Source organism: Haloferax larsenii, assembly GCF_024730625.1.
GTDB lineage: Archaea > Halobacteriota > Halobacteria > Halobacteriales > Haloferacaceae > Haloferax > Haloferax larsenii.
The window spans coordinates 1,926,521-1,946,398 of record NZ_CP078063.1; the positions used below are offsets into that span (position 1 = coordinate 1,926,521).

Genomic DNA, 19,878 nt, shown 5'->3' on the forward strand with positions numbered 1-19,878 from the left:
GTTAGGGTTCCTCCGGTGTCGGTGGGACCGATTCGTCTTCGACCGTTCCGCGCTCTCGCGGGCTCGGGATACGCGCGGCTGCGCGGCCGTAGTAGATGAACCGCACGGCGCGTTCGAGCGTTCCGTCAGCGAGTCCGTCGCGGGCCGAGCCGGTAAGCGAGTGAATGACGAGACTGTCGCGGTCGACGTCGACGGTGAGCGTGCCCGGCGTCAGCGTGATGCTGTTGGCCAGCGTCGTCACCGAGAGGTCGTCCCAGATAGCCGCCCGATATCGCTGTATCTTCGGGTCGATAGGCAAGCTCGGGTGGAGGATGATGTACGCGACCTCGATGTTCGCTTTCAGAATCTCCCACAGCAGGTACGGAACGTACAGGATGAACCGGCCGGTCCGCCTGAGGAGACGGCCCGCTTTCGGCGTCTCTCTGAACGTGATACGAGAGAAGACGGTGGTGACGATACCCGCCGAGACCGCGCCGGTCAAGAGGTTGAACGTGTCGAGGACACCGGCTAAGAGCAGGTAGAAACTGAACGACGCGCCGAACATCACGAGGGCTTTCGACAGGTTCGAACGGCTCGGAAACCGTCCACGCTCGACGACGCGGTCGACAGGCGCTTCCTCGACGATGCGATCAGACCGCGAGAGTTCGAGTTCCAGCGGTTGGAGCATCGGAGCGCTCCCGCCCGGCTGGTACTCCGGGTCCACGATGATACGGCCAAGGTCGCGGTCGCGTGCGTATTCGAGAAGCACGTCCGCGAAGTCGCTCGGCGAAAACAGATATCGGTCTTCGCCGACGACAGCCGTCTCTATCGAGACCGGCACGCCGTCGTCGTCGATTTCACCGTCGTCGTCGTAGTCCAAGTCCTCGGCCGCCCAGACACGCGCTCGGTCGAGTATGTCGGCGACCTCTTCGGACGCCGACCGTTCGAGTTCGTCGACCAACTGCCAGCGGACCGGATAGACGAAATGAACGGTCGCTTCTTCGCCCGTTTCGCTGGCGACGCGCCGAGCTTCACGAGTTGCGTACGCGGCCGTGTTCCTGAACGTCGAGGACTCTCCGACAGGGACGAGAATACGTGCGCTCGTCTCTGACATCAGCCACCTCCGACGCCGTTCGAGACAGTTCGCCGCGGATTCAGATACTGACTCATAAGCACTATTTCCCACTTACAAAAGGCAGGCAAAACGCTTTCCGCTATCGGATGGCGAGTATTGGCGATTCGACACACTGTCTGTGGATTAGTTCGGTTCTCGAACGCCGTCCCGGCGAGCGATTTGGCGGTCAGTCGTCGTCTTCGTCGGTCGACCCCTTGCCGAAGGGACTGTACGGGGAGGTGTACTCGTTGCGGATGAGTTCCTCCTCGGCGATTTCGAAGCCCAGCGCGCTGAGTTCGCGACCGATTCGGCTCAAATCGTCGCTGTTGCGGCCGAGTGCGGTTATGTGGACGTTCTTCTCGCCGGTCATGATTTCGCGGACCGAGATGACGCCGTCGACTTCCAGTGCCGCCTTTGCGAGTTGCTCTCGCTCGGGAATCGGCGCGGTACAGAAGATAATTGTGTGGAGTTGGTAGCCCAGCGCCTCGTAGTCGATATCGAGGTGACTGCCCCGAATGACACCCTTCGATTCGAGCTTTCCGACTCGGTTTCGAACCGTACTCGCCGAGACGCCGAACGCCTCCGCGATATCGCTTCCGGAGGTGTGTCGAGCGTCCTTCTGAAGCGCATAGAGGATGTATTTGTCGAGATCGTCTACCGAGATTGTCGCCATGCACCAACGAATGGACGTGCTTAAAATAGGTGTTTTGTTCCCTCAGAGGCGCTCCTGCAGTCGAAAACGCGTCCGAGAGCGGGTAACGCCGTGTCATGGTCAGAAGACCCACCGGTCGAGTGCGCGTGCGATTCGACTGCGTCGCATCGAGTCGCGGCCGTGAACGGCGAGAACCGAGCCTTCCCAGTTGTCGACGATGGTGTTTCCACCGCGGCCAACTCTCGCCGCTGCTTCGTCTTCGACACTTAGGATGAGGATTTCGCCAGTCTTTGCGGGGATGTCACCACCATCGGAGACCAAGCCTCCCGTTTTGACCGGCACGGAACAGAGTTCGGCAATCTGCGATTTGTACTCTCGGAGGCTCGTCTCCTGGGCGGCAGATGCGCCCGCGTCGGACTCGTGACTCAGGTGAATCTCTGCACCGGCCTGACTGGCGAGCGCGTCCGCGACGGCGACTTTCGTCGGGTCGTACGGGCCTTCGCTCGTCAGCAGTTCGACCGTCTCGATGTCGTCGAGACCGCGGTCCTCAAACAGAGCCACCTCGCAGGTGGCGTGTCGGAGAATCCAGTCGATGTCGTTTCCGAGGAGTCGCTCTCGAACGCTGGCCGAGCGGTCGGGCTGTTCCATAAGTACCATATCGGCACCGGAGTGGTCGGCGTAGTTGACCACCGCGTGTTTGGTGTCGTGGCTGACGATGGTTCCGCAGTCGACCGTGACGTCGAAGTCGTCACCGAGTTCGGTGGTCTGACGCTCGAACTGAACGTCCGCAGGGGACTGTATTTCGGAGGCGTGCGCCAATGGCACTTGGTCCGGGACCTCGTCGAATCGGCTGACGATAACGCGACCATCGCGTCCGCGAGCGAGGTCGGCGGCGACGCGAACCAACGAGCGCTCTCTGTCTTTCGAGATTTCGTTCGGGAGCGCGACGAGGACGCGGTATTCGTCGGCCGTCGAGCCTATCGTCTCTTGGGTTCGGTCGACGGCGTTCTGTGCAACCTCCTGTCGGACTGCGTCGATAGCCGCGCCTTCGCGGTCGACTCTCCCGTGTGCGTACACGTAGTACCACGTGACACCGGCACCCACGAGGACGACTGCGCCGACGAGCGGAACTGTGCCCATCTGCGTCAACAACACGAGACCACTGACCGCACCGAACAGTTGCATCCACGGGTAAAGCGGCGAATCGAACGACGGTTCGTACTCGACGTTGCCTTCGCGGAACGCGATGACTGCGACGTTGATGAGTACGAACACGAGCAGTTGGAACGCGCTGGCGAGTTTGGCGATTTCCAAGAGTGGGACGAACGCGATGAGCAGGAGCAACACGACGCCGGTGAGCGTGATGGACGTGCTGGGCGTTCCGAACCGGTCGCTAATGGTCGCTAACGACGGTGGGACGAGGTTGTCCCGACTCATGGCGAACGGATACCGAGACGAAGAGAGCACGCCCGCGTTTGCGGTGCTCACCAGTGCGAGAATCGCCGCGAGGACGACGGCGACGATGCCGGGTGTCCCCAGCGTCGCTTCGGCGGCAAGTGCCATCGGCGTCGAACTGGCAGCGAGCGCGCCCCGGTCTGTGACGCCGACCATAACGGCCACGATGAGCGTGTAGAGAAGCGTCGTGAACACGAGCGACCCGAGAATGCCGAGTGGGATGTTACGACCGGGGTTCTCGACTTCTTCGGCGACGCTTGCGATTTTCGTGACGCCCGCATACGAGACGAAGATGAGACCGGTCGCGGCGAGCAACCCGCCGACGCCGCCGCTGAAGAACGGTTGATAGTTCGCCGGTTGGACGCTCGGGGTGCCGCCGAGGACGAACCACACGAGCGCGGCGAGCATGAGTACGACGATGACGACCTGGAGGCGACCAGTCTGCTTCGCCCCGACGAGATTGACGAGCACCAAGAGTGCCGCAAGCGCTAGTGCGACCGGCGTCACCACACTCGAAGAGACATCAAACAGCAACAGGAGGTACGGAACGCCACCGACGAGGGCGAGAGCACCTTTGAACGACAGCGAGAACCACGTCCCGATACCGGCAACGGTGCCGAGAAGCGGCCCCATACCGCGCTCGATAAAGAGATACGTCCCGCCGGATTCGGGCATCGCGGTCGCCATCTCGGACTTCGAAAGTGCCGCCGGAAGGACGAGAACGCCCGCGATGACGTACGCGAGAATGACTGCGGGGCCGGCGATGTCGATAGCGAGCGCCGGGAGGATGAAGATTCCACTCCCGACCATCGCACCGATGCTGATAGCGAGTACTGAATAGATACCCAGGTCGCGTTCGAGTGTCTTTCCCATCTGTTATCCACCTGCCGAGTAGACCGCGGACTGCTCGGGTCGAGTCGTCTCTACCGTGTCGAGCGGTTCGACCCAACCTCGTCCGAGCGTGGCGGTCGAAACGTCGTGTTCATCGGTCGAATCGCGGCAGCCATCGAGTATCAGCGTTCGTTCGAGCATGGTTGGTAAGACGGCCGTTGACTATCCGGCCGAGTTGCTTGCCCCAGTCTATAGGACGATTCAACATAATATGCTCGGTTATTTTGCGGATTCGTTTATTGTAATGGTTCTTTATGCTTGTTTGTCCTAATACCTCGAATTCTGCGGTCACGAGCGGTCTCTCGGTAGATTAATCTCTCGGACGGATTCGTCGAAATTTCTCCTTTCGATAACGAATCGATAGATATTGCTCGATAAATTCGCGCACCACAATCTGATTTCGCCCCTCTCATCTTCGGCGTGAACAAACTCTCGAACAATTATCGACCCGCTTACTTCGAGAGCGAGTTCGTGACGAACGCGACTTGCGGGACATCGAGAATCATTTCTAAAGGTATCCTCTGCAATTCACGAAAGTTGGACGAGCGTGAAATTTATATCCTCAGACCACTAGTATACGTACTAGAGCGCGACTCGCGCGTCGGGTGTTATTTTGGCCCGGGACAGGGAGTCCACGAGTCACCCAGCCGGAGGCGCGCTCAGGAGTCACGTATACAGCGGCCACGAGTCCTCACGAGGACACTGGTTCGCTGTGGTGGTGGTACGGTGGCTCTCGAACCTTCCAGACGACCACTTCACTATTGGTGGGGCGGTCAGTTGCCATCCAGCATTGGTGTTGCAGCCAACGGCGTCCCCTCGCTTCGGTCCTCAGTCGCGGTCTGATTGTCCTCGCGTGCGATGCCCTCCTCGAAGCGCCCCGGTGGATGGATTTCCGGGGCGTAACTACTTTATATGCACTCTCGGAGAAATGAATCACGATGGACGGACCCGTGTCGAGCGACGACCTACTCGACATTCTCGGTGACACCGAAGGGAGGGCACTTCTCACTGCGCTCCGGCGCGAACCACAGTCAGCGAAAGAACTCGCATCGACCACCGACCTGTCGCTTCCGACCGTCTACCGCCGACTCGACAAACTGACCACGCGCGGACTCGTCGACTCGACGACCGAGGTCGAAGCAGATGGAACACATTACCGACGGTACGAGTGTTCGTTCGACGAGGCAGTCATCACACTGACGACAGACGGTTTTTCGACTGAACTCTCGCTCGATGGTGAGGCCATCGATTCGGGAGACGCAGACGGGCGACCTACCGAGTAAGTGGGAAATCGGCAGGAGTGAACAAGTCTAACGCGGTCGCTGACGGGTTTGTTCAACAAATTGAAGCAAATTTGGCCGATTCTCAGTTCGAGAAATTCCACCTCTACATTTATACCGGTAACTGACTATCAGGAATCCATGAATAGTCCAGGCGCGCGCTCCGGGCAGGGAGACGCGCAGCGTCAGGGCACGGGGGTTGAGTTATGATAATCGATCCGGCGCGGATGGCATCCGTGAACGGACCGGGACCAGACAGCGACGTCGCGATGGATGCAATCAACGAGACAGCACAAGGGGATGTCTCGTTGGTCGCCATCTATGGTGCGACGTCGTTCAATCTCTTCCACGTGGGAGAGTCCGTTCGTCGGTCGTTCGGGAGTAAAGCCGAACTCATCGACCATCTGAGTGACCTCGCCGAAGAGACACGGCGAGAGTTCATGGAGCGCGGCCTGTTCTCCGGACTCAGTCCGGTGCAAAACAGTGTCGAGTACCAGTTCGACGAGAAAGACGGCCACGGAGTCCTCCAAGTGTACTGTGGCGGCCGCGGAATGCTACTGTTCGTAGACCCAGACGAGGACGTCGAACCCCTCGTTCGGACGGCGTCTCAGTTGCTCGGCGGAATGTAACTCCACTGGGACCGTTTCGGTCCCAAACCCAAGTTATCCTCCTGAGAGTAACAACTCTCACGTCGGCCGTTTAGTGACAACTCTCACGTCGGCCGTTTTGTGAGCGGCGTGCCGCCGGTTTGAGTGGCTACGACGGCGTATCTCACCGTCGAGGCGTGCGTGACTCGATACCGTCCATCGTGGGTCAGCCTCTCCGTGAGACCGCGAACCGCCACATTTTATGCCGAACACCGGGAACGGGCGTCATGGACCAGTTGCGTCAGTCCCTTCTCGACGCGCCGATCATCGAAAAAGGCGATTACGAGTACTTCGTGCATCCCATCAGCGACGGGGTTCCGATGCTCAAGCCCGGGCTCCTCCGTGAAATCGTCATCAAGATCATCCGCAAGGCCAACCTCGAAGACGTCGACAAAATCGTCACGCCCGCAGCGATGGGGATTCACATCTCCACCGCCGTGTCGCTCATGACCGATATTCCGCTCGTCGTCATCCGAAAGCGCGAGTACGGTCTCGACGGTGAGGTCTCGCTCCACCAGCAGACCGGGTACTCCGAGGGCGACATGTTCATCAACGACGTCAACGAGGGCGACCGCGTCCTCGTCCTCGACGACGTGCTCTCGACGGGTGGCACGATGAAGGCCGTCCTCGACGCGCTCGACCACATCGGTGCGGACGTCGTCGACACCGTGGCAATCATCAAGAAGGCCGGGCCGAACGAACTCGACGACTCCGGACACCACGTCAAGACGCTCATCAACGTCACCGTCGAAGACGGCGAAGTCGTCATCGTCGACCAACACGGCGACGACTGAAGCGCGGACTTTTTCCTCACTTTGTATTTACGGAATATAGATACATCGCCGATTGAGACATTGTCGTCTCGGTTGAATCGAGTTTATCACTTCTTTGGCCTCAATTAAATAGTTCATTCGTTTTCGAAGACAGCTTCGGGGTGTCGGTGTCATACCATAAATAATCGAAGGTTATTTACATTATTGACTGTCAGTGACGATATGGCATCACGTAACAATGTCAATCTAGATAGACGGTCACTCCTTCGGACGCTTGGTGCGGGTGGAATTGTCGGTCTTGCAGGATGTACTGGTGGGAACGACGACACCACGACCACCGCTGGCGACGGCGGTGGCGGTGGCGGCGATTCGACCGCGACGCCCGCCGGGGACCTCGGTGACACCTTGGTCGGACCCGACGGCGAACAGGTTTCGCTGAGCATGGTCTACAGCACGGGCAGCGAGACGACCAAGACCATCGCCCAGTTCATGAAACAGGAGTATGGGAAGATGGGAATCGGTGTCGAGTTGACGGGTGTTCCGTTCAACACGATGCTGTCGAAGTACGCCCAGAACACGTACAAACCCGAAGACGGCGAGGAGCGTTCTTCGTTCAACGCCGGCCCGCGCGACGAGGCCACGAGCCAAGAGCAGTGGGACCTCATGCTCGGCATCGGCTTCAACTCCTATCCCCGAACGCCGACCTCGATTCGACCCTTCTGGACGAGCGAGAAGAAGCGAAAACAGTCTACGGTCAACTTCTACGGCTATCGCCCGAGCGAGGACATCGCGGGCATGCTCGACGAAGCATCCCAGGAGACTGACGAGGCAAAGCGTCAGGAACTCCTCGCCAACGTCTTCGGCGTCCTCAGCCACGACCAACCGGTGAACTTCTACGAGTTCTCCGTGGACCTCAACGGCTTCCAGAAGGACGTGCAGGGTATCAAACCCGGGCAAAGCATCGGATACAATTACCAGCAGTACTTCCGTGGCGAATCCGGTGGCTCGGCGACGATGTCCGGCGGCTACAGCTACGGTGCCGGTACGGACGCGAAGACGCTCAATCCGATTCGCATCAACGACGAGTCGTCTTCGGACCGTCTCGGGCTCACGCTCGACGGAGCGTACTCGTTCGACAACAACAACGAAGTCGTCTACCGATGGGTCGAGTCCATCGACACCGACGACAAGCAGAACTACGAGTTCACCCTCCGTGACAACCTCCAGTGGGGTGGCGACTACGGCCAGATGACCGCCGACGACTGGGTGTACTACATCAAGGAAGTCCATCAGGCCGAGGACAACTGGGCGGGCGACGTGAACCAGTCCAAATGGTTCCGTGGCGAAGAGCCAATCCCGGTCGAGAAGACGGGGAAACTGAGCTTCGAAATCCAGCTCCCCGAAGTCGACCCGGCGTTCATCAAGAAGCCGATTATGTGGGGTGCGATGTGCCTGCCGAAGGGTCTCGTCGAGAAGTACCGCGACATGGACGACGGCGGCAACAAACTCAACCAATCGACGGCGATTCAGGAGATTACCTACTCCGGCAACCTCGGGCCGTACACCTTCGAGCGCTGGGACCGAGAGTCCGTGTTCGTCGCCAAGCGCAACGAGGACTACTACCTCCGCGACGTCGAGGGCTACGACGGCACGCCGAACTTCGAGGAGTACAAGATGCAAGTGTTCGGCGAGCAGTCGACTCGACTGTCGGCGTTCGAGACTGGCGAAATCGACCAGTTGATGCTCCCCTCCTCGAAGGCGAAGAAGTTCGAAGACCTCTCGTCGACGAAGGTCATCCAGACGCCCAACGCGTTCTGTTCGATTCTCGCGTACAACCAGCGCGCCAACGGCTGGGACCAACTGCGCACCCGCGAAGTCCGCAAGGCGCTCTCGCTGGGTGTGAACAAGAAGACCATCGTCGAGAACATCGACCGTGGCTACGCCAAGGTCGCGCACACGCACCAGCCTGAATACTCCGACTGGTTCGACGACTCGAAGGTCGAAAAGACCGGCATCGGCGAGAACTACGGCGCTGCGCAAGCCAAACAGATGCTCGCCGACAACCTGTCGGGCGACTACAAATTCGAGTGAATCTGGAGGGTCCCCGATGAGCATGCATTGGTACGTCGCTCGCCGCGTCGCGTGGGCAGTGATTGCGACGTATCTCATCTTGAGTATCACCTTTGGCCTCCTTGCCGTCGCTCCCGGTGACGGCCAGACGGCCTTCGCGTTCAAAGCCGCGACCCAAGGTGGCGACGTGGACGAGGCACAGGAGACGTTCGACGAGATTACCGGCCGCGACGAACCGCTGTTGACCCGGTACAAGAACTACATGGTGAACATGGCGACGCTCAACTGGGGGTGGTCGTTCACGCGGAACCAACCGGTGTTAGACGCCATCGCCCAGGCGTACCCCTACTCGTTGATGTACGCCGTTCCAGCGACGCTTATCTCCATCATCGCCGGGTACGCAATCGGGCTGTATTCGGCGACTCACCAGTACACGCTGACCGACTACTTCGGGACGTTCACAGCCTTCTTCGGCATCAGCATCCCGAACTTCTGGTTCGGTATCATGTTGATACTGGTGTTCGCCGTGGACTTGGGGTGGTTACCCAGTTACTACCAAACAGGACGAGGTGTCTGGACGGTTGCGAACGCCAAGCAACTCATCTTGCCAATCATCGTCCTCTCGACTGGAGCCATCGCCGGCAACATGCGCTACTCCCGCGCTGAGGCGCTGGAGTACGTCCACGCCGACTTCGTGAAGACGGCGCGGGCGAAGGGCGCAGACGACTGGCGCGTCCTCGTCCGGCACATCTTCAGACCGGCGCTCGTGCCGCTCATGACCATCTTGGTCGCCGACATCCTCGGCCTGCTGTTCGCCGGGGCGTACATCACGGAGGTGGTCTTCCAGATTCCCGGTCTCGGGCTGTTGAGTTACAAAGCGATTATCCAACAGGACACGGCGCTCGTCATGGCGACGACGCTCATCCCGGTGTTTATCGCAATCATCGGGAATCTCGTCCAAGACATCGCCTACACCGTGTTGGACCCGCGAATCAGCTACGGTGACCGATAATGGCGGCCGATACGCGCTCCGAGACGGCCGCAACCGAGCGATTCGAGGATGTTGACTGGGACGACGTGGGTGGACTCGGCTTCCCCCGGCGGACGCTGGCACTCGGTGTCTCTTCGTTGGCGTACCTCGTCGCAGTCGTCTACGACGTGTTCCTTACCGAGGATGCACTCGTCTCGGGGACGAACTGGCTGTTCCTCCTCACGCTCCTCGCGGGCGTGTTCTTCGTAGCGTGGCCGCTCGCCGAAAACCGCCGTCTGACGGCGTACTACTGGCGGCGATTCAAGAAGAACCGCGCTGCGGTCATCAGCGCCATCTACCTGCTCGTGGTGTTCGTCCTCGGGACGTTCGGGCCGATGCTCATCGCGAAACCCGAGTTGAACGTCCTCGCGGCGTATCAACCGCCGGTGTTCCTCAGCGTCGACTCCAGCGTCCCCACGAGTTGTGTCGGACAGGCCGCAGACGGACTGTGTCACGGAACGTGGAAGTACCCACTCGGGACGACCAGCGACGGGAAAGGCATCGCCAGACTCGTCGTCTTCGGCATGCGCGTGAGCATGCAAGTCGGTCTCATCACCATGCTCATCGTCATCAGCATCGGGACCGTCGTCGGCACGTCGGCGGCGTACTTCTCCGGTCTCGTCGACGAACTGCTGATGCGCTACGTCGACATCCAGCAGACGTTCCCGACGTTCTTCCTGTTCCTCATCGTGACCTACCTGTTCAAGCCGAGTCTGTTCTTACTCATCACGATTTTCGGCTTCCTCGGGTGGGGCGGTATCGCCCGACTGGTTCGCTCCGAAGCGCTCCAGCGACGCGAAGAATCGTACATTCAGGCCGCCGAAAACGCCGGGGCCTCGGACGGCTGGATAATCCGCCGACACCTGATGCCGAACGTGTCGAACACGGTCATCACGGCCGCGACGCTTCTCATCCCGTCGTTTATCCTGTTCGAAGCGACGTTCGCGTTCCTCGGACTGACCGACCCCTCGACGCCGTCGTGGGGGCAGGTCATCTCCTCGGGTCGCGGCGACCTCGACAGCGCGTGGTGGATTGCGACGATTCCCGGCGTGTTCCTGTTTTTCACCGTGCTGGCGTTCAACTTCGTCGGCGACGCGTTGCGTGACGCGCTCGACCCACGCTCGGAGGGAGATGCATGACTGACCCACTTCTGTCTATCCGCGACCTGCACGTCCAGTTCAACACCGACGAAGGCACTGTTCGCGCCGTCGACGGCGTCTCCTTCGACGTCGCGCGCGGCGAGACGGTGTGTGTCGTCGGTGAGTCCGGGTCGGGGAAGACGGTCGCCTGCGAGTCCATCACGAAACTCATCCCGATGCCGCCGGGAGAAATCGCCGGCGGCGAGATTCTGTTCGACGGCGAAGACCTCACCGAGGCGTCCGAAAAGCGCCTCGAAGACATTCGTGGCGGCCGAATCGCCCACGTCTTCCAGAATCCGCAGAGCGCGCTCAACCCGGTCTACCCGGTCGGGGCGCAAATCGTCGAAGCGATTCGTCTCCACAGAGACGTGTCGAAAGAGGCAGCGCGCGACCGCGCTATCGACCTCCTCGACCGCGTCGGCATCCCGGAGGCGACCGCCCGCATCGACGACTACCCCCACGAGTTCTCCGGCGGCATGAAACAGCGCGTGGTCATCGCCATGGCGCTGGCTGCCGACCCGGACCTCCTCATCGCCGACGAACCGACGACGGCGCTCGACGTGACGATTCAAGCGCAGATTCTCCGACTCCTCCGCGACCTACAAGACGAGTTCGGAATGAGCATCGTCTTCGTCACCCACGACCTCGGCGTCGTCGCCGAAATCGCGGACCGAGTCGTCGTCATGTACTCGGGGAAGGTGATGGAGACCGGCCCCGTCTACGACGTGTTCGAACAGCCGTCGCACCCGTACACGAAAGCTCTACTCGGGTGTCTCCCCGGACAGGGGAAGTCGATGGAACCCATCGGCGGCACGCTCCCCGACCCGAAGAACCCGCCCGCGGGGTGCCGATTCCATCCGCGGTGTCCGCACGCGACTGCCGACTGTCGCACGGGCGACCATCCGGAACCGCTCGACGTGGGGACCGACCACGAAGCCGCCTGTGTGTACTACGGTCCGGGATACGACGCCTCGGTCATCCGGGGCGACGCCGTCTCGGAATCGACTGCGACCGATGGGGGTTCCGAGGGCGGAACGCCCGCAGACGCGAGCGAATCCGGAGGTGACGACCGATGAGTTCTGACCCACTGCTGTCGGTTCGCGGACTCAAGAAGCACTACCCGATTACAGAGGGCGTCCTCAAGAAGGAAGTCGGCCGGGTGAAAGCGGTCGATGGCATCTCCTTCGACGTCGAATCTGGCGAGACGCTCGGACTGGTCGGCGAGTCCGGCTGTGGCAAGTCCACGGCCGCGACGTCGCTCCTTCGGTTAGAGGACCCGACAGACGGCGATATCGTCTTCGACGGCGAGGACATCACCGAGTTCGACGACACGCGACTGAAGTCCTTCCGCCGACGGGCGCAGATGATGTTCCAAGACCCGTCGTCGAGTTTCGACCCGCGGATGAGCGTCGGCGAGTCGGTCGCCGAACCGCTCGAAATCCACGGGATGCGCGACCGAAGTCGTCGCCGTCGCATCGTCGAGAACCTGCTCGAACGCGTCGGACTATCGGCGTCGGACTTCGACCGCTACCCACACGAGTTCTCCGGCGGGCAGAAACAGCGCATCGCCCTCGCGCGGGCGCTGGTCCTCAATCCGGACATCATCGTCGCCGACGAGCCGGTCTCCGCGCTGGACGTGTCCATCCAGGCCGAGATTATCTCGCTGATGCGCGACTTGCAAGACGAGTTCGACCTCGCTATCGTGTTCATCAGCCACGACCTCGGCGTGGTCCGCGAGGTGTGCGACCGCGTGGCCGTGATGTACCTCGGCGAAATCGTCGAGGTTGCGGACACGGAGACGCTGTTTACCGACCCGCAACATCCCTACACGCGCGCACTCCTCTCGTCGATTCCGACGCCGGACCCGACCCGCCGCAACGAGCAGATAGAACTCACCGGCGACGTGCCGAGTCCGTCGAATCCGCCGTCTGGCTGCCGGTTCCACACGCGCTGTCCCGAGGTCATCCCACCCGCGGAGTTCGACCTCGACCAAGACGAGTGGCGGCACGTCCTCGACCTGCGACTCCGCGTCGATAGCGGTCTCGATGTCGAAGACGTGCGTTCGTTCCTCGTCGCCGAGGGGGTCGCAAACGACACGGAGGCCGTTCCCGACGACGCCGTCAAGCGCGAACTCCGACGCGAGTTCGACATCCCCGAGACGCTCTCGGACGCGGCGGCAGAAACAGTCCTTTCGGAAGGCCTCGACGCACTCGTCTCCGGCGACCACGACAACGCGAAACGGACCCTCGACGAGGCGTTTAGCACCGTGTGCGAACGGGACGCCCCCGCCCTCGAAACGTCGGAGCGAGGGTCGACCGCCGCTTGTCACCTCGTCGATGAGAGCGTGACTGTCGAATCGCCCGTAAGCGACGACTAAGCAACGCACTGCGACGATTCGGCGAGAACCCACAGCGGGTTTCCGCCTCCCGGCTGCCTTTTTATCCCCAGTCCGTACCTCGCGTCGATGACGTCAGCACTCTTTATCGTAAGCGAGCATGGCTACTGGGGCGAGGAATGTATCGAACCGCTGACGACGCTGACCGACGCGGGCGTCGATATCACCGTTGCGACACCGACAGGCGACGTTCCGGTCGTCGACGAGCGCTCTGTCGACCCCGATGCTGTCGGTGAGGAACTCGCCGAGCACGTCGTGGAGGTCCACGAAACCGACGAGCGACTGCAGAACCCCGAGCGACTCGCGGCGGCCGACGCCCGCGAATACGACGCGGTCGTGTTCCCCGGCGGCCACGGAACCGCGTGGGACGTCAATCAGGACCGACACGCTCGACAGGCGCTCCTGCAGGCTGTTGCGGGCGACGAGAGTAAGGCTCTCGTCGTCTGCCACGCGGTCGGCATCCTCGCGTTCACCCGCGAAGCCGACGGCTCGTACCTCGTCGACGGCCGCGACGTGACCGGCTTCCCGAACGAGTGGGAGGAAGACATCGTCGACGACGCCGACCTGCTTCCGGACGGTCGGAAGCTCCCGTACTGGGTCGAAGACGAGGTGAAGGCCGTCGGCGGCAACTGGGACGCTGAACTCGACAGTGAGACCAGTGTCACCATCGACGGCGACCTGATTACGGCCCGCGGTCCGGGGTCGTCGGCGGCAGGGGCACAGACGCTGCTGGACGAGCTGGACCTCGAATAGCGAGGAGACATCGCGACCGGGCGAGAAGCAATATTCTTTGACAGGTCGGGCGTTAGCGCTCGTGTGAAACTCTCTGAACTCTCGCTCGAGCCGGGTGAGAAATTCGACGGGGCAGAACTCGAGCGTCGGTTCGACCGAGGTATGACCGGCCGCGGAATCGAGATTTGCTACGACGAGGACGACCAGCGCTATCTTCGACTATTTTCTTCGGAAACCGGTCCGTACGCCGACGACGTCACGGGTGGGCAGTTCACCTACATCGGTGAGGGTCGCACCGGAGACCAAACGCTCACCGCGGGGAACAAATACCTCGCAAATGCAATCGAGGCACCGCTTCCAATCTTCTTTTTTCACCGAGGAAGCGGCGACGGCAAGTGGGAATACCAAGGGAAAGTCGAAGTCCTTCGCTGCGAAAAGGGACCGTTCGATTCGAGCGACCGGGACGTGTTCCGGTTCACGCTCCAGCGACGTCGGGACGCACGCGAGCGGGTAGACCCAGTCGAAGCAGGAGCGGACTTAGCTTCTCCTGAGCGAACCGAATCGACCCGGAGCAGAGTCATTCGGAACACACAGCAGGCGCTCGACCTGAAAGAGCGATATTCCTTCACCTGTCAAGTCTGCGGTGCACGTCGCCGTCGGGCGGTCGACCAAGGGTACGCAGAAGCCCATCACCTCAAACCACTCGGAAAACCACACGAGGGGCCAGACGTCCGTTCGAACCTGCTCGTACTCTGTCCCGACCACCACGCAGACTTCGATTACGGAACGATTGCAGTCGACCCGGACACGCTCGTAATCTCGCACGCCTACGAACAGTCACTCGATGGAACGACGTTACACCTCCGCGAGGACCACGAACTCGACGGGACGTACCTCGAGTACCACAACAGAAATATCGCGCAGTTCTGAGGGTCGCTACTCGATTTTGAACACGGCTTCTTCGATTCCCTCGCTTCGGCACTCGGGACACCGCGAGGGGTAGTTCACCGGGTCGTCGAAGGCGCTGAAGCCGCAGTCTCGGCACTCCGGCGGGGCGACGAGGAACTGTTCGTCGTCGTCGCCGTGAATCGACCGTGCGACGTGCTGGAGATGGCCGTACACCGAGGAGGCGGGAACGCCAACCGTCGTCGAAAGCTCGGAGGCTGTCGCGGGGTCAGAACGGAGCGCGTCGGCGATACGCTGTCGAGTCGTCGCAGAAGACTCCCGGTCGGTCATATCGACTCCTTGGGAGGCGAAGGGAAAATCCCTTCTGCCCAATCGGACTGCGAATTGTCAGTAGAATAGAGAGGATGCAAAAAGGCCTTGAACTCGTGGCGGGACCTCAAGGGTATGAAAGCAGTCGTCCTTGCAGGTGGGTACGCGACGCGTCTGTGGCCGATTACCAAACATCGCCCGAAGATGTTCTTGCCGGTGGGTGAAGACACCGTCATCGACACAATCTTCGAGGACCTCGAAGCCGACGACCGCGTCTCGGAGGTGTTCGTGAGTACGAACGAGCGCTTCGCCGGTGCGTTCGAGGAGTATCTCGCCGACTCCCCGTTCGAAAAGCCGACGCTCTCTGTCGAAGATACGAGTGCCGAAGACGAGAAGTTCGGTGTCGTCGGCGCGCTCGCCCAACTCATCGACCGCGAGGAAGTCGACGAAGACCTCGTCGTCATCGCCGGCGACAACCTCATCAGCTTCGACGTCGGCGACTTCGTCGACTTCTTCTACGAGAAGGAAGCGCCGTGTCTGGCCGCCTACGACGTTGGAAGCCGCGAACGCGCGAAATCCTACGGGCTGGTCCAACTCGACGGCGACCGCGTCATCGACTTCCAGGAGAAACCCGATGACCCGAAGAGTACGCTCGTCTCGATTGCCTGCTACGCGCTCCCGGCGGACGACCTCCCGAAGTTCGACGAGTACCTCGCGGGCGACAACAACCCCGACGAACCCGGGTGGTTCATGCAGTGGCTCCAGAAAAACGGTGACCTCTTTGCGTACACCTTCGACGACGCGTGGTTCGACATCGGAACGCCCCAGAGCTATCTCGACGCGGTCGCCTGGTATCTCGACGGCGAGAACTTCGTTCACGAGAGTGCGACCGTCGAAAACTCGACGCTCGGCACGAACGTCCACGTGATGGCCGACGCGGTCGTCGAGGACTCCCACCTCGAAGAGTCGGTCGTCTTCCCCGGTGCGACGATTCGAAACGCCGAACTCAAGGGCTCTATCGTCGACGAAGAGACTCGAATCGAGAACCTCGACCTCTCGAACGCGCTCATCGGCGCGCACTCGCAGTTGACGAACGGGTACAAAGAGTAACTCGTTGTATCGGTTCGGTTTCTCTCCTTCTCGGTCGTGAGTTACGACGTTTCCTGAGTACCGACCGAGACGCCCCCGGACGACCGGTTTATCCGAGGTAAGCGTCGGTAATGTCGAGGTGGCCGCGCGTCCGTTCCCACACCGTCTCGTATTCGAGTTCGATTGGGCGGTCCATATGCGGCCCGTCGGTGACGAACGTCTCGAACTCGCCGCCTTCGCCGAGGATGTGGACGCCGTAGTCGTCGTTGAGTTCGGCGAGTTCGGCGAGTGCGTCCGCGTCGAGAGTTCGGCCGAGCCACGACTCGTCGAGGCCGTGCGCCGCGACCTGAATCAGCGTGATTTCGAAGCCAGCGTCGAGCATCGCGTGGCCGAGGTCCCACGGGTCTTCCTGCCACAGCGGGGCAAACAGGTCGATTTCGAGGCGGTCGCACATTCCCTGAATCCGGTTCGTCTGGAACTCGCTCTCGATAGCGCCCGCGGTGACGCCCGCGACGTCGAGTTCCGACTGGAGGTCCGAGACGGCCGCTTCGAGGGGTTCGAGTTCCGCGTCACCCTGTGCGCCGGAGTCCTCGGCGGCGGCCGCATCGAGGTCGCCGGGATGGACGTTCACTTGCTCGATGCCGATGCTCTCGGCCGCGAGGGCGGTGAGGTCCGTCGCGGGAACGTGGTACATATACGAGTCGTCGCTTGGGTGGACGGTCAGGAGACGGGAGACGTTCAGTCCCTCTTCGAGCGCGCGGTAAAGCGCCCACGAGGAGTCCTTCCCGCCGGAGAAGAGGCTGACCCACTCGGATGCCATGGGGGCGATAGCGGGTTGGGGGAGATAGGCGCTACGGTGTGGAGTTTCGGCTTACTCGGGGACGCGCGGCGCAATCGCGATATATCGTTCGCTGTCGGGGTCTCGGAACATCACCGGGCGAGGAGCGTGGTCGGGGTGAACGCGGACGTTCGACAACTCCTCGGTAGGGTCGTATCCGAAGATACGCTTGACGTGCGCGACGAGTTCACCCGCTATCGCGGAGGTGTCACCGGCGTCGTTCTCGTAGCAGTACACCGGGTCGTCGTAGGTGTCTTCGTCGAGCGTCACACCCGTGGGTTCGGCCGTGATTTCCTCGCTGAACGGGAACTGCGAGTCGGCGTCTTGGTCGAACTCGAAGCGAGCGACGTTCTCGTCGTCGAGGAGGTAGCCCTTCGACCAGTCCACGTCGGAGAGACCGACGACGTCTGACTGCACACTGGCGTCGTCGTCGTCGTCGGCAACCACTTCAGCGCCGTCTTCGACGAGCGAGTGGTCGATACCGAACAGACGGACGAACAGCATTCCCTGTCGTTCGTGGTCTTCCATCGGCCGGTCGCCGATGACCTGCTGGAGGCCAATGGTCTCGGACTGCTCTTCTTCGGAGTCCGCGACGACGATTTCGACGACGCGACCGGCGTACTTGACGCCGAGGTTGACGCGGCCTTGGCTGTCTGCTTTCAACGTCTCGTGCTTCTCGGGGTTTCGAATCGTTGTTTCAATCATTGGGCTTTCTCACCAACAATTGGTTGTTATTGTCTACTGTCACTAAAAAATTCCTGCTAGAACCAACCTAGCCCAATAATAGGGTTTCCCAACCAAGTGGGGCCAAATGGTCCCAGTGGGGACGATTCGTCTCACAGTGGGTGCTAAAGGAACGTGGGGCAGCGTCAGTCGATTCGACCAGCCCAGTAGCAGAGTCCAACCCCAGTGAAAAAGAGGGCCATTCGGACCATGAACAGCGCGCCGTTCATGTTCTCACGGTCTGTGGCCACATAGTCTCGGTAGTACGAGCCGTCGTACGAGACGACGGCGTCGGTACGTTTCCAGACTTCAGTCCCGATGAGCGGACGACCCGTTCGAACGGTCCCTTCTCGAACGATTCGTTGCACACCTCGCGGGAGCGCGCTCGCTGGAGTAGACGCCAGTTCGAGCGCCGTGGCATTCGAGACTGGAGTGAGTGCAACACGAACCGTGCCGTTGTCGTAGTGTGTGGCGTTCGGTCGGTAGAACGCGTGGTCGTTGTTCGGAAACACGACGAGCGTCTTCTCCCTATCGAACGCGTTCGCACCCTCGTAGGCCGGGTTCGAGACGACTCGTGGACCGCCGTCCCGGACGGTTGGCGCAAGTGTACAGGACCCAGCGCACACAGCGGTCTTTTCGGGCCAGCCTAACCACCCGTCGAGTCCCGCAGTGGTTGGTTCGACGGGTTCGGCGGTGTACTCGTAGGTCCAAAAGACGGACCCAATGGGTGCGAAGATAGCCGCGAAGAGGACCGCAGCACCGAGCGAGAGGACAATGAGACGTCGTTGTGGAGGGTCAAGCGAGGGCACGAGTGTGCCTCGTGAGTGTTCTAATGTATATTTTTCTACATGTATCCCAAGTCCCGAAGCCGTCCCATCAGGTCCTCTTTGTCCTGCGCTCTGCCCTCGCGTTCCTTGCTCGCGCCAAGGTCCTGCACCCATGCCGGGCGGTCCTCGGTCTTCGCCGACCCGGATTCGGTTCCGAGCGAGCGGTAGCCCTCGAAGTACTTCGGCGAGACGGGGAGGTCCGAGGGAGCGATGCCCTCGGGGAGGTCGTCGGACGTTTCGGGGACGTGGCCCACCGGGTAGCCATCGACCGAGTCGGGGACGATGTAGTTCCAGAACGCCGCCCACACGTCCGCCTCCTCGAACTGGAGAATCGAGTGCACGCGGTCGTGTGGGGGGTACTTCTCGGACTCGTGGCGGGGGCTGAAGAACGTCTCGTCGGCGCGGGCTTCCTGTTCGTCCCAGCGGACGCCCGAGAAGATGCCGTCGAACTCGTGGTCCGAAATCACGTCGTTGAGGGCGACGGTCTTCAGGAGGTGGTTGCCCTCGAAGGTGTCGGCGTCGAGGACGAGCGTGTCACCCTCGTAGCCGAGGCGGTCGAGTTCGCGTCGGGTCTCCTCGCTCAGGTCCGACAGCGCGAGTTCGTCGCCCGGGTCGGCACCGAGACGAGCGATGTCTTCGTTGCGGGCGACGACGAGGTCGAGGTCCCACTTCTCGGTCCACTCGTGGACGAACGCCTCTGTCTCGTCGAAGTGCTCGAAGTGGTCGATGAAGACGACCGGCGGGACGGGCACGCCCATGTCGGCGGCAACTTCGCGGACGACGTAGAGGACGACAGTCGAATCCTTCCCGCCAGTCCACATGACGGCGGGGTTCTCGTACTGTTCGAGCGCCGTCGCGGTGACTTCGGCCGCCTTTTCGAGTTTGTCTTCGAGGGTCGGATAGTCGGACGCGGTCTGTTCTCGGCCCGCGCTGTAATCGAGGTCGAGATACTCCGGGAAGGCAACAACCATGACTCACTCATCGGGTGGAACGGATATCTATGTTTTCGCGCTAACGAGTCGGTAAGCG

At 61.2% G+C, this 19,878-nt stretch carries 20 protein-coding genes; 11 read left to right on the plus strand and 9 right to left on the minus strand.

What is annotated here, in order from left to right:
* Position 1 precedes the first annotated feature (1 nt).
* The 4 genes from KU306_RS10020 to KU306_RS10035 form a co-directional block, all read right to left on the minus strand.
* Positions 2-1,093, minus strand: a complete 1,092-nt coding sequence (locus KU306_RS10020) for a monovalent cation/H+ antiporter subunit E (RefSeq protein WP_258301856.1) — start codon at positions 1,091-1,093, stop codon at positions 2-4.
* A gap of 187 nt (positions 1,094-1,280) precedes the next feature.
* Positions 1,281-1,766 carry an Lrp/AsnC family transcriptional regulator gene (locus tag KU306_RS10025; protein WP_007539234.1) on the minus strand — a complete coding sequence of 162 codons (486 nt, stop codon included), beginning with the start codon at positions 1,764-1,766 and terminating at the stop codon, positions 1,281-1,283.
* Positions 1,767-1,865: 99 nt separating this feature from the next.
* Positions 1,866-4,073 (minus strand): amino acid permease, encoded by a 2,208-nt coding sequence (locus KU306_RS10030; protein WP_258301857.1) that lies wholly within the window; start codon positions 4,071-4,073, stop codon positions 1,866-1,868.
* Positions 4,074-4,076: 3 nt separating this feature from the next.
* Positions 4,077-4,232: a hypothetical protein gene (locus tag KU306_RS10035; RefSeq protein WP_258301858.1), complete on the minus strand. Its 156-nt coding sequence runs from the start codon at positions 4,230-4,232 to the stop codon at positions 4,077-4,079.
* Between the two features lie 797 nt (positions 4,233-5,029).
* Between KU306_RS10035 and KU306_RS10040 the strand changes: the two genes are divergently transcribed.
* The 10 genes from KU306_RS10040 (at position 5,030) to KU306_RS10085 (ending at position 15,087) form a co-directional block, all read left to right on the plus strand.
* Entirely contained in the window at positions 5,030-5,374 is a 345-nt protein-coding gene (locus KU306_RS10040; RefSeq protein WP_007539238.1) for an ArsR/SmtB family transcription factor, read from the plus strand.
* A gap of 224 nt (positions 5,375-5,598) precedes the next feature.
* Positions 5,599-6,000 (plus strand): hypothetical protein, encoded by a 402-nt coding sequence (locus tag KU306_RS10045; protein WP_007539240.1) that lies wholly within the window; start codon positions 5,599-5,601, stop codon positions 5,998-6,000.
* A gap of 245 nt (positions 6,001-6,245) precedes the next feature.
* Positions 6,246-6,812: a hypoxanthine/guanine phosphoribosyltransferase gene (gene hpt, locus KU306_RS10050; RefSeq protein ID WP_007539242.1), complete on the plus strand. Its 567-nt coding sequence runs from the start codon at positions 6,246-6,248 to the stop codon at positions 6,810-6,812.
* 201 nt (positions 6,813-7,013) lie between these two features.
* Complete coding sequence (locus KU306_RS10055; protein ID WP_258301859.1) at positions 7,014-8,882, plus strand: ABC transporter substrate-binding protein; 1,869 nt, start codon at positions 7,014-7,016, stop codon at positions 8,880-8,882.
* 16 nt (positions 8,883-8,898) lie between these two features.
* Positions 8,899-9,873, plus strand: a complete 975-nt coding sequence (locus KU306_RS10060; protein WP_007539246.1) for an ABC transporter permease — start codon at positions 8,899-8,901, stop codon at positions 9,871-9,873.
* Positions 9,873-11,030 (plus strand): ABC transporter permease, encoded by a 1,158-nt coding sequence (locus KU306_RS10065; RefSeq protein WP_007539248.1) that lies wholly within the window; start codon positions 9,873-9,875, stop codon positions 11,028-11,030. Before KU306_RS10060 ends, KU306_RS10065 begins: the two co-directional genes overlap by 1 nt.
* On the plus strand, positions 11,027-12,106 hold the full coding sequence (locus KU306_RS10070) for an ABC transporter ATP-binding protein (protein WP_258301860.1): 1,080 nt from the start codon (positions 11,027-11,029) through the stop codon (positions 12,104-12,106). Before KU306_RS10065 ends, KU306_RS10070 begins: the two co-directional genes overlap by 4 nt.
* Positions 12,103-13,407, plus strand: a complete 1,305-nt coding sequence (locus KU306_RS10075) for an ABC transporter ATP-binding protein (protein ID WP_258301861.1) — start codon at positions 12,103-12,105, stop codon at positions 13,405-13,407. Before KU306_RS10070 ends, KU306_RS10075 begins: the two co-directional genes overlap by 4 nt.
* 87 nt (positions 13,408-13,494) lie before the next feature.
* On the plus strand, positions 13,495-14,178 hold the full coding sequence (locus KU306_RS10080) for a type 1 glutamine amidotransferase domain-containing protein (RefSeq protein ID WP_258301862.1): 684 nt from the start codon (positions 13,495-13,497) through the stop codon (positions 14,176-14,178).
* A 63-nt stretch (positions 14,179-14,241) separates the two neighbouring features.
* Positions 14,242-15,087: an SRA domain-containing endonuclease gene (locus KU306_RS10085; RefSeq protein ID WP_258301863.1), complete on the plus strand. Its 846-nt coding sequence runs from the start codon at positions 14,242-14,244 to the stop codon at positions 15,085-15,087.
* A 6-nt stretch (positions 15,088-15,093) separates the two neighbouring features.
* Here the strand turns inward: KU306_RS10085 and KU306_RS10090 are convergent, their stop codons facing one another.
* The gene (locus KU306_RS10090) at positions 15,094-15,393 is read right to left on the minus strand and encodes a transcriptional regulator (protein ID WP_007539256.1); all 300 of its coding nucleotides are present in this window, start codon (positions 15,391-15,393) and stop codon (positions 15,094-15,096) included.
* 114 nt (positions 15,394-15,507) lie between these two features.
* On the opposite strand from KU306_RS10090, the gene KU306_RS10095 reads away from it, so the two are divergent.
* Entirely contained in the window at positions 15,508-16,482 is a 975-nt protein-coding gene (locus tag KU306_RS10095) for a nucleotidyltransferase family protein (RefSeq protein ID WP_258301864.1), read from the plus strand.
* Positions 16,483-16,570: 88 nt separating this feature from the next.
* Here KU306_RS10095 and KU306_RS10100 read toward each other — a convergent pair whose 3' ends face one another.
* From KU306_RS10100 to KU306_RS10115, 4 genes are all read right to left on the minus strand, one after another.
* Positions 16,571-17,281: a diphthine--ammonia ligase gene (locus KU306_RS10100; protein ID WP_007539260.1), complete on the minus strand. Its 711-nt coding sequence runs from the start codon at positions 17,279-17,281 to the stop codon at positions 16,571-16,573.
* Positions 17,282-17,332: 51 nt separating this feature from the next.
* Positions 17,333-18,004: a hypothetical protein gene (locus KU306_RS10105; RefSeq protein WP_258301865.1), complete on the minus strand. Its 672-nt coding sequence runs from the start codon at positions 18,002-18,004 to the stop codon at positions 17,333-17,335.
* A gap of 164 nt (positions 18,005-18,168) precedes the next feature.
* The gene (locus KU306_RS10110) at positions 18,169-18,831 is read right to left on the minus strand and encodes a DUF8127 domain-containing protein (RefSeq protein WP_258301866.1); all 663 of its coding nucleotides are present in this window, start codon (positions 18,829-18,831) and stop codon (positions 18,169-18,171) included.
* A gap of 35 nt (positions 18,832-18,866) precedes the next feature.
* The gene (locus tag KU306_RS10115) at positions 18,867-19,820 is read right to left on the minus strand and encodes a phosphoadenosine phosphosulfate reductase family protein (RefSeq protein ID WP_258301867.1); all 954 of its coding nucleotides are present in this window, start codon (positions 19,818-19,820) and stop codon (positions 18,867-18,869) included.
* Positions 19,821-19,878 lie beyond the last annotated feature (58 nt).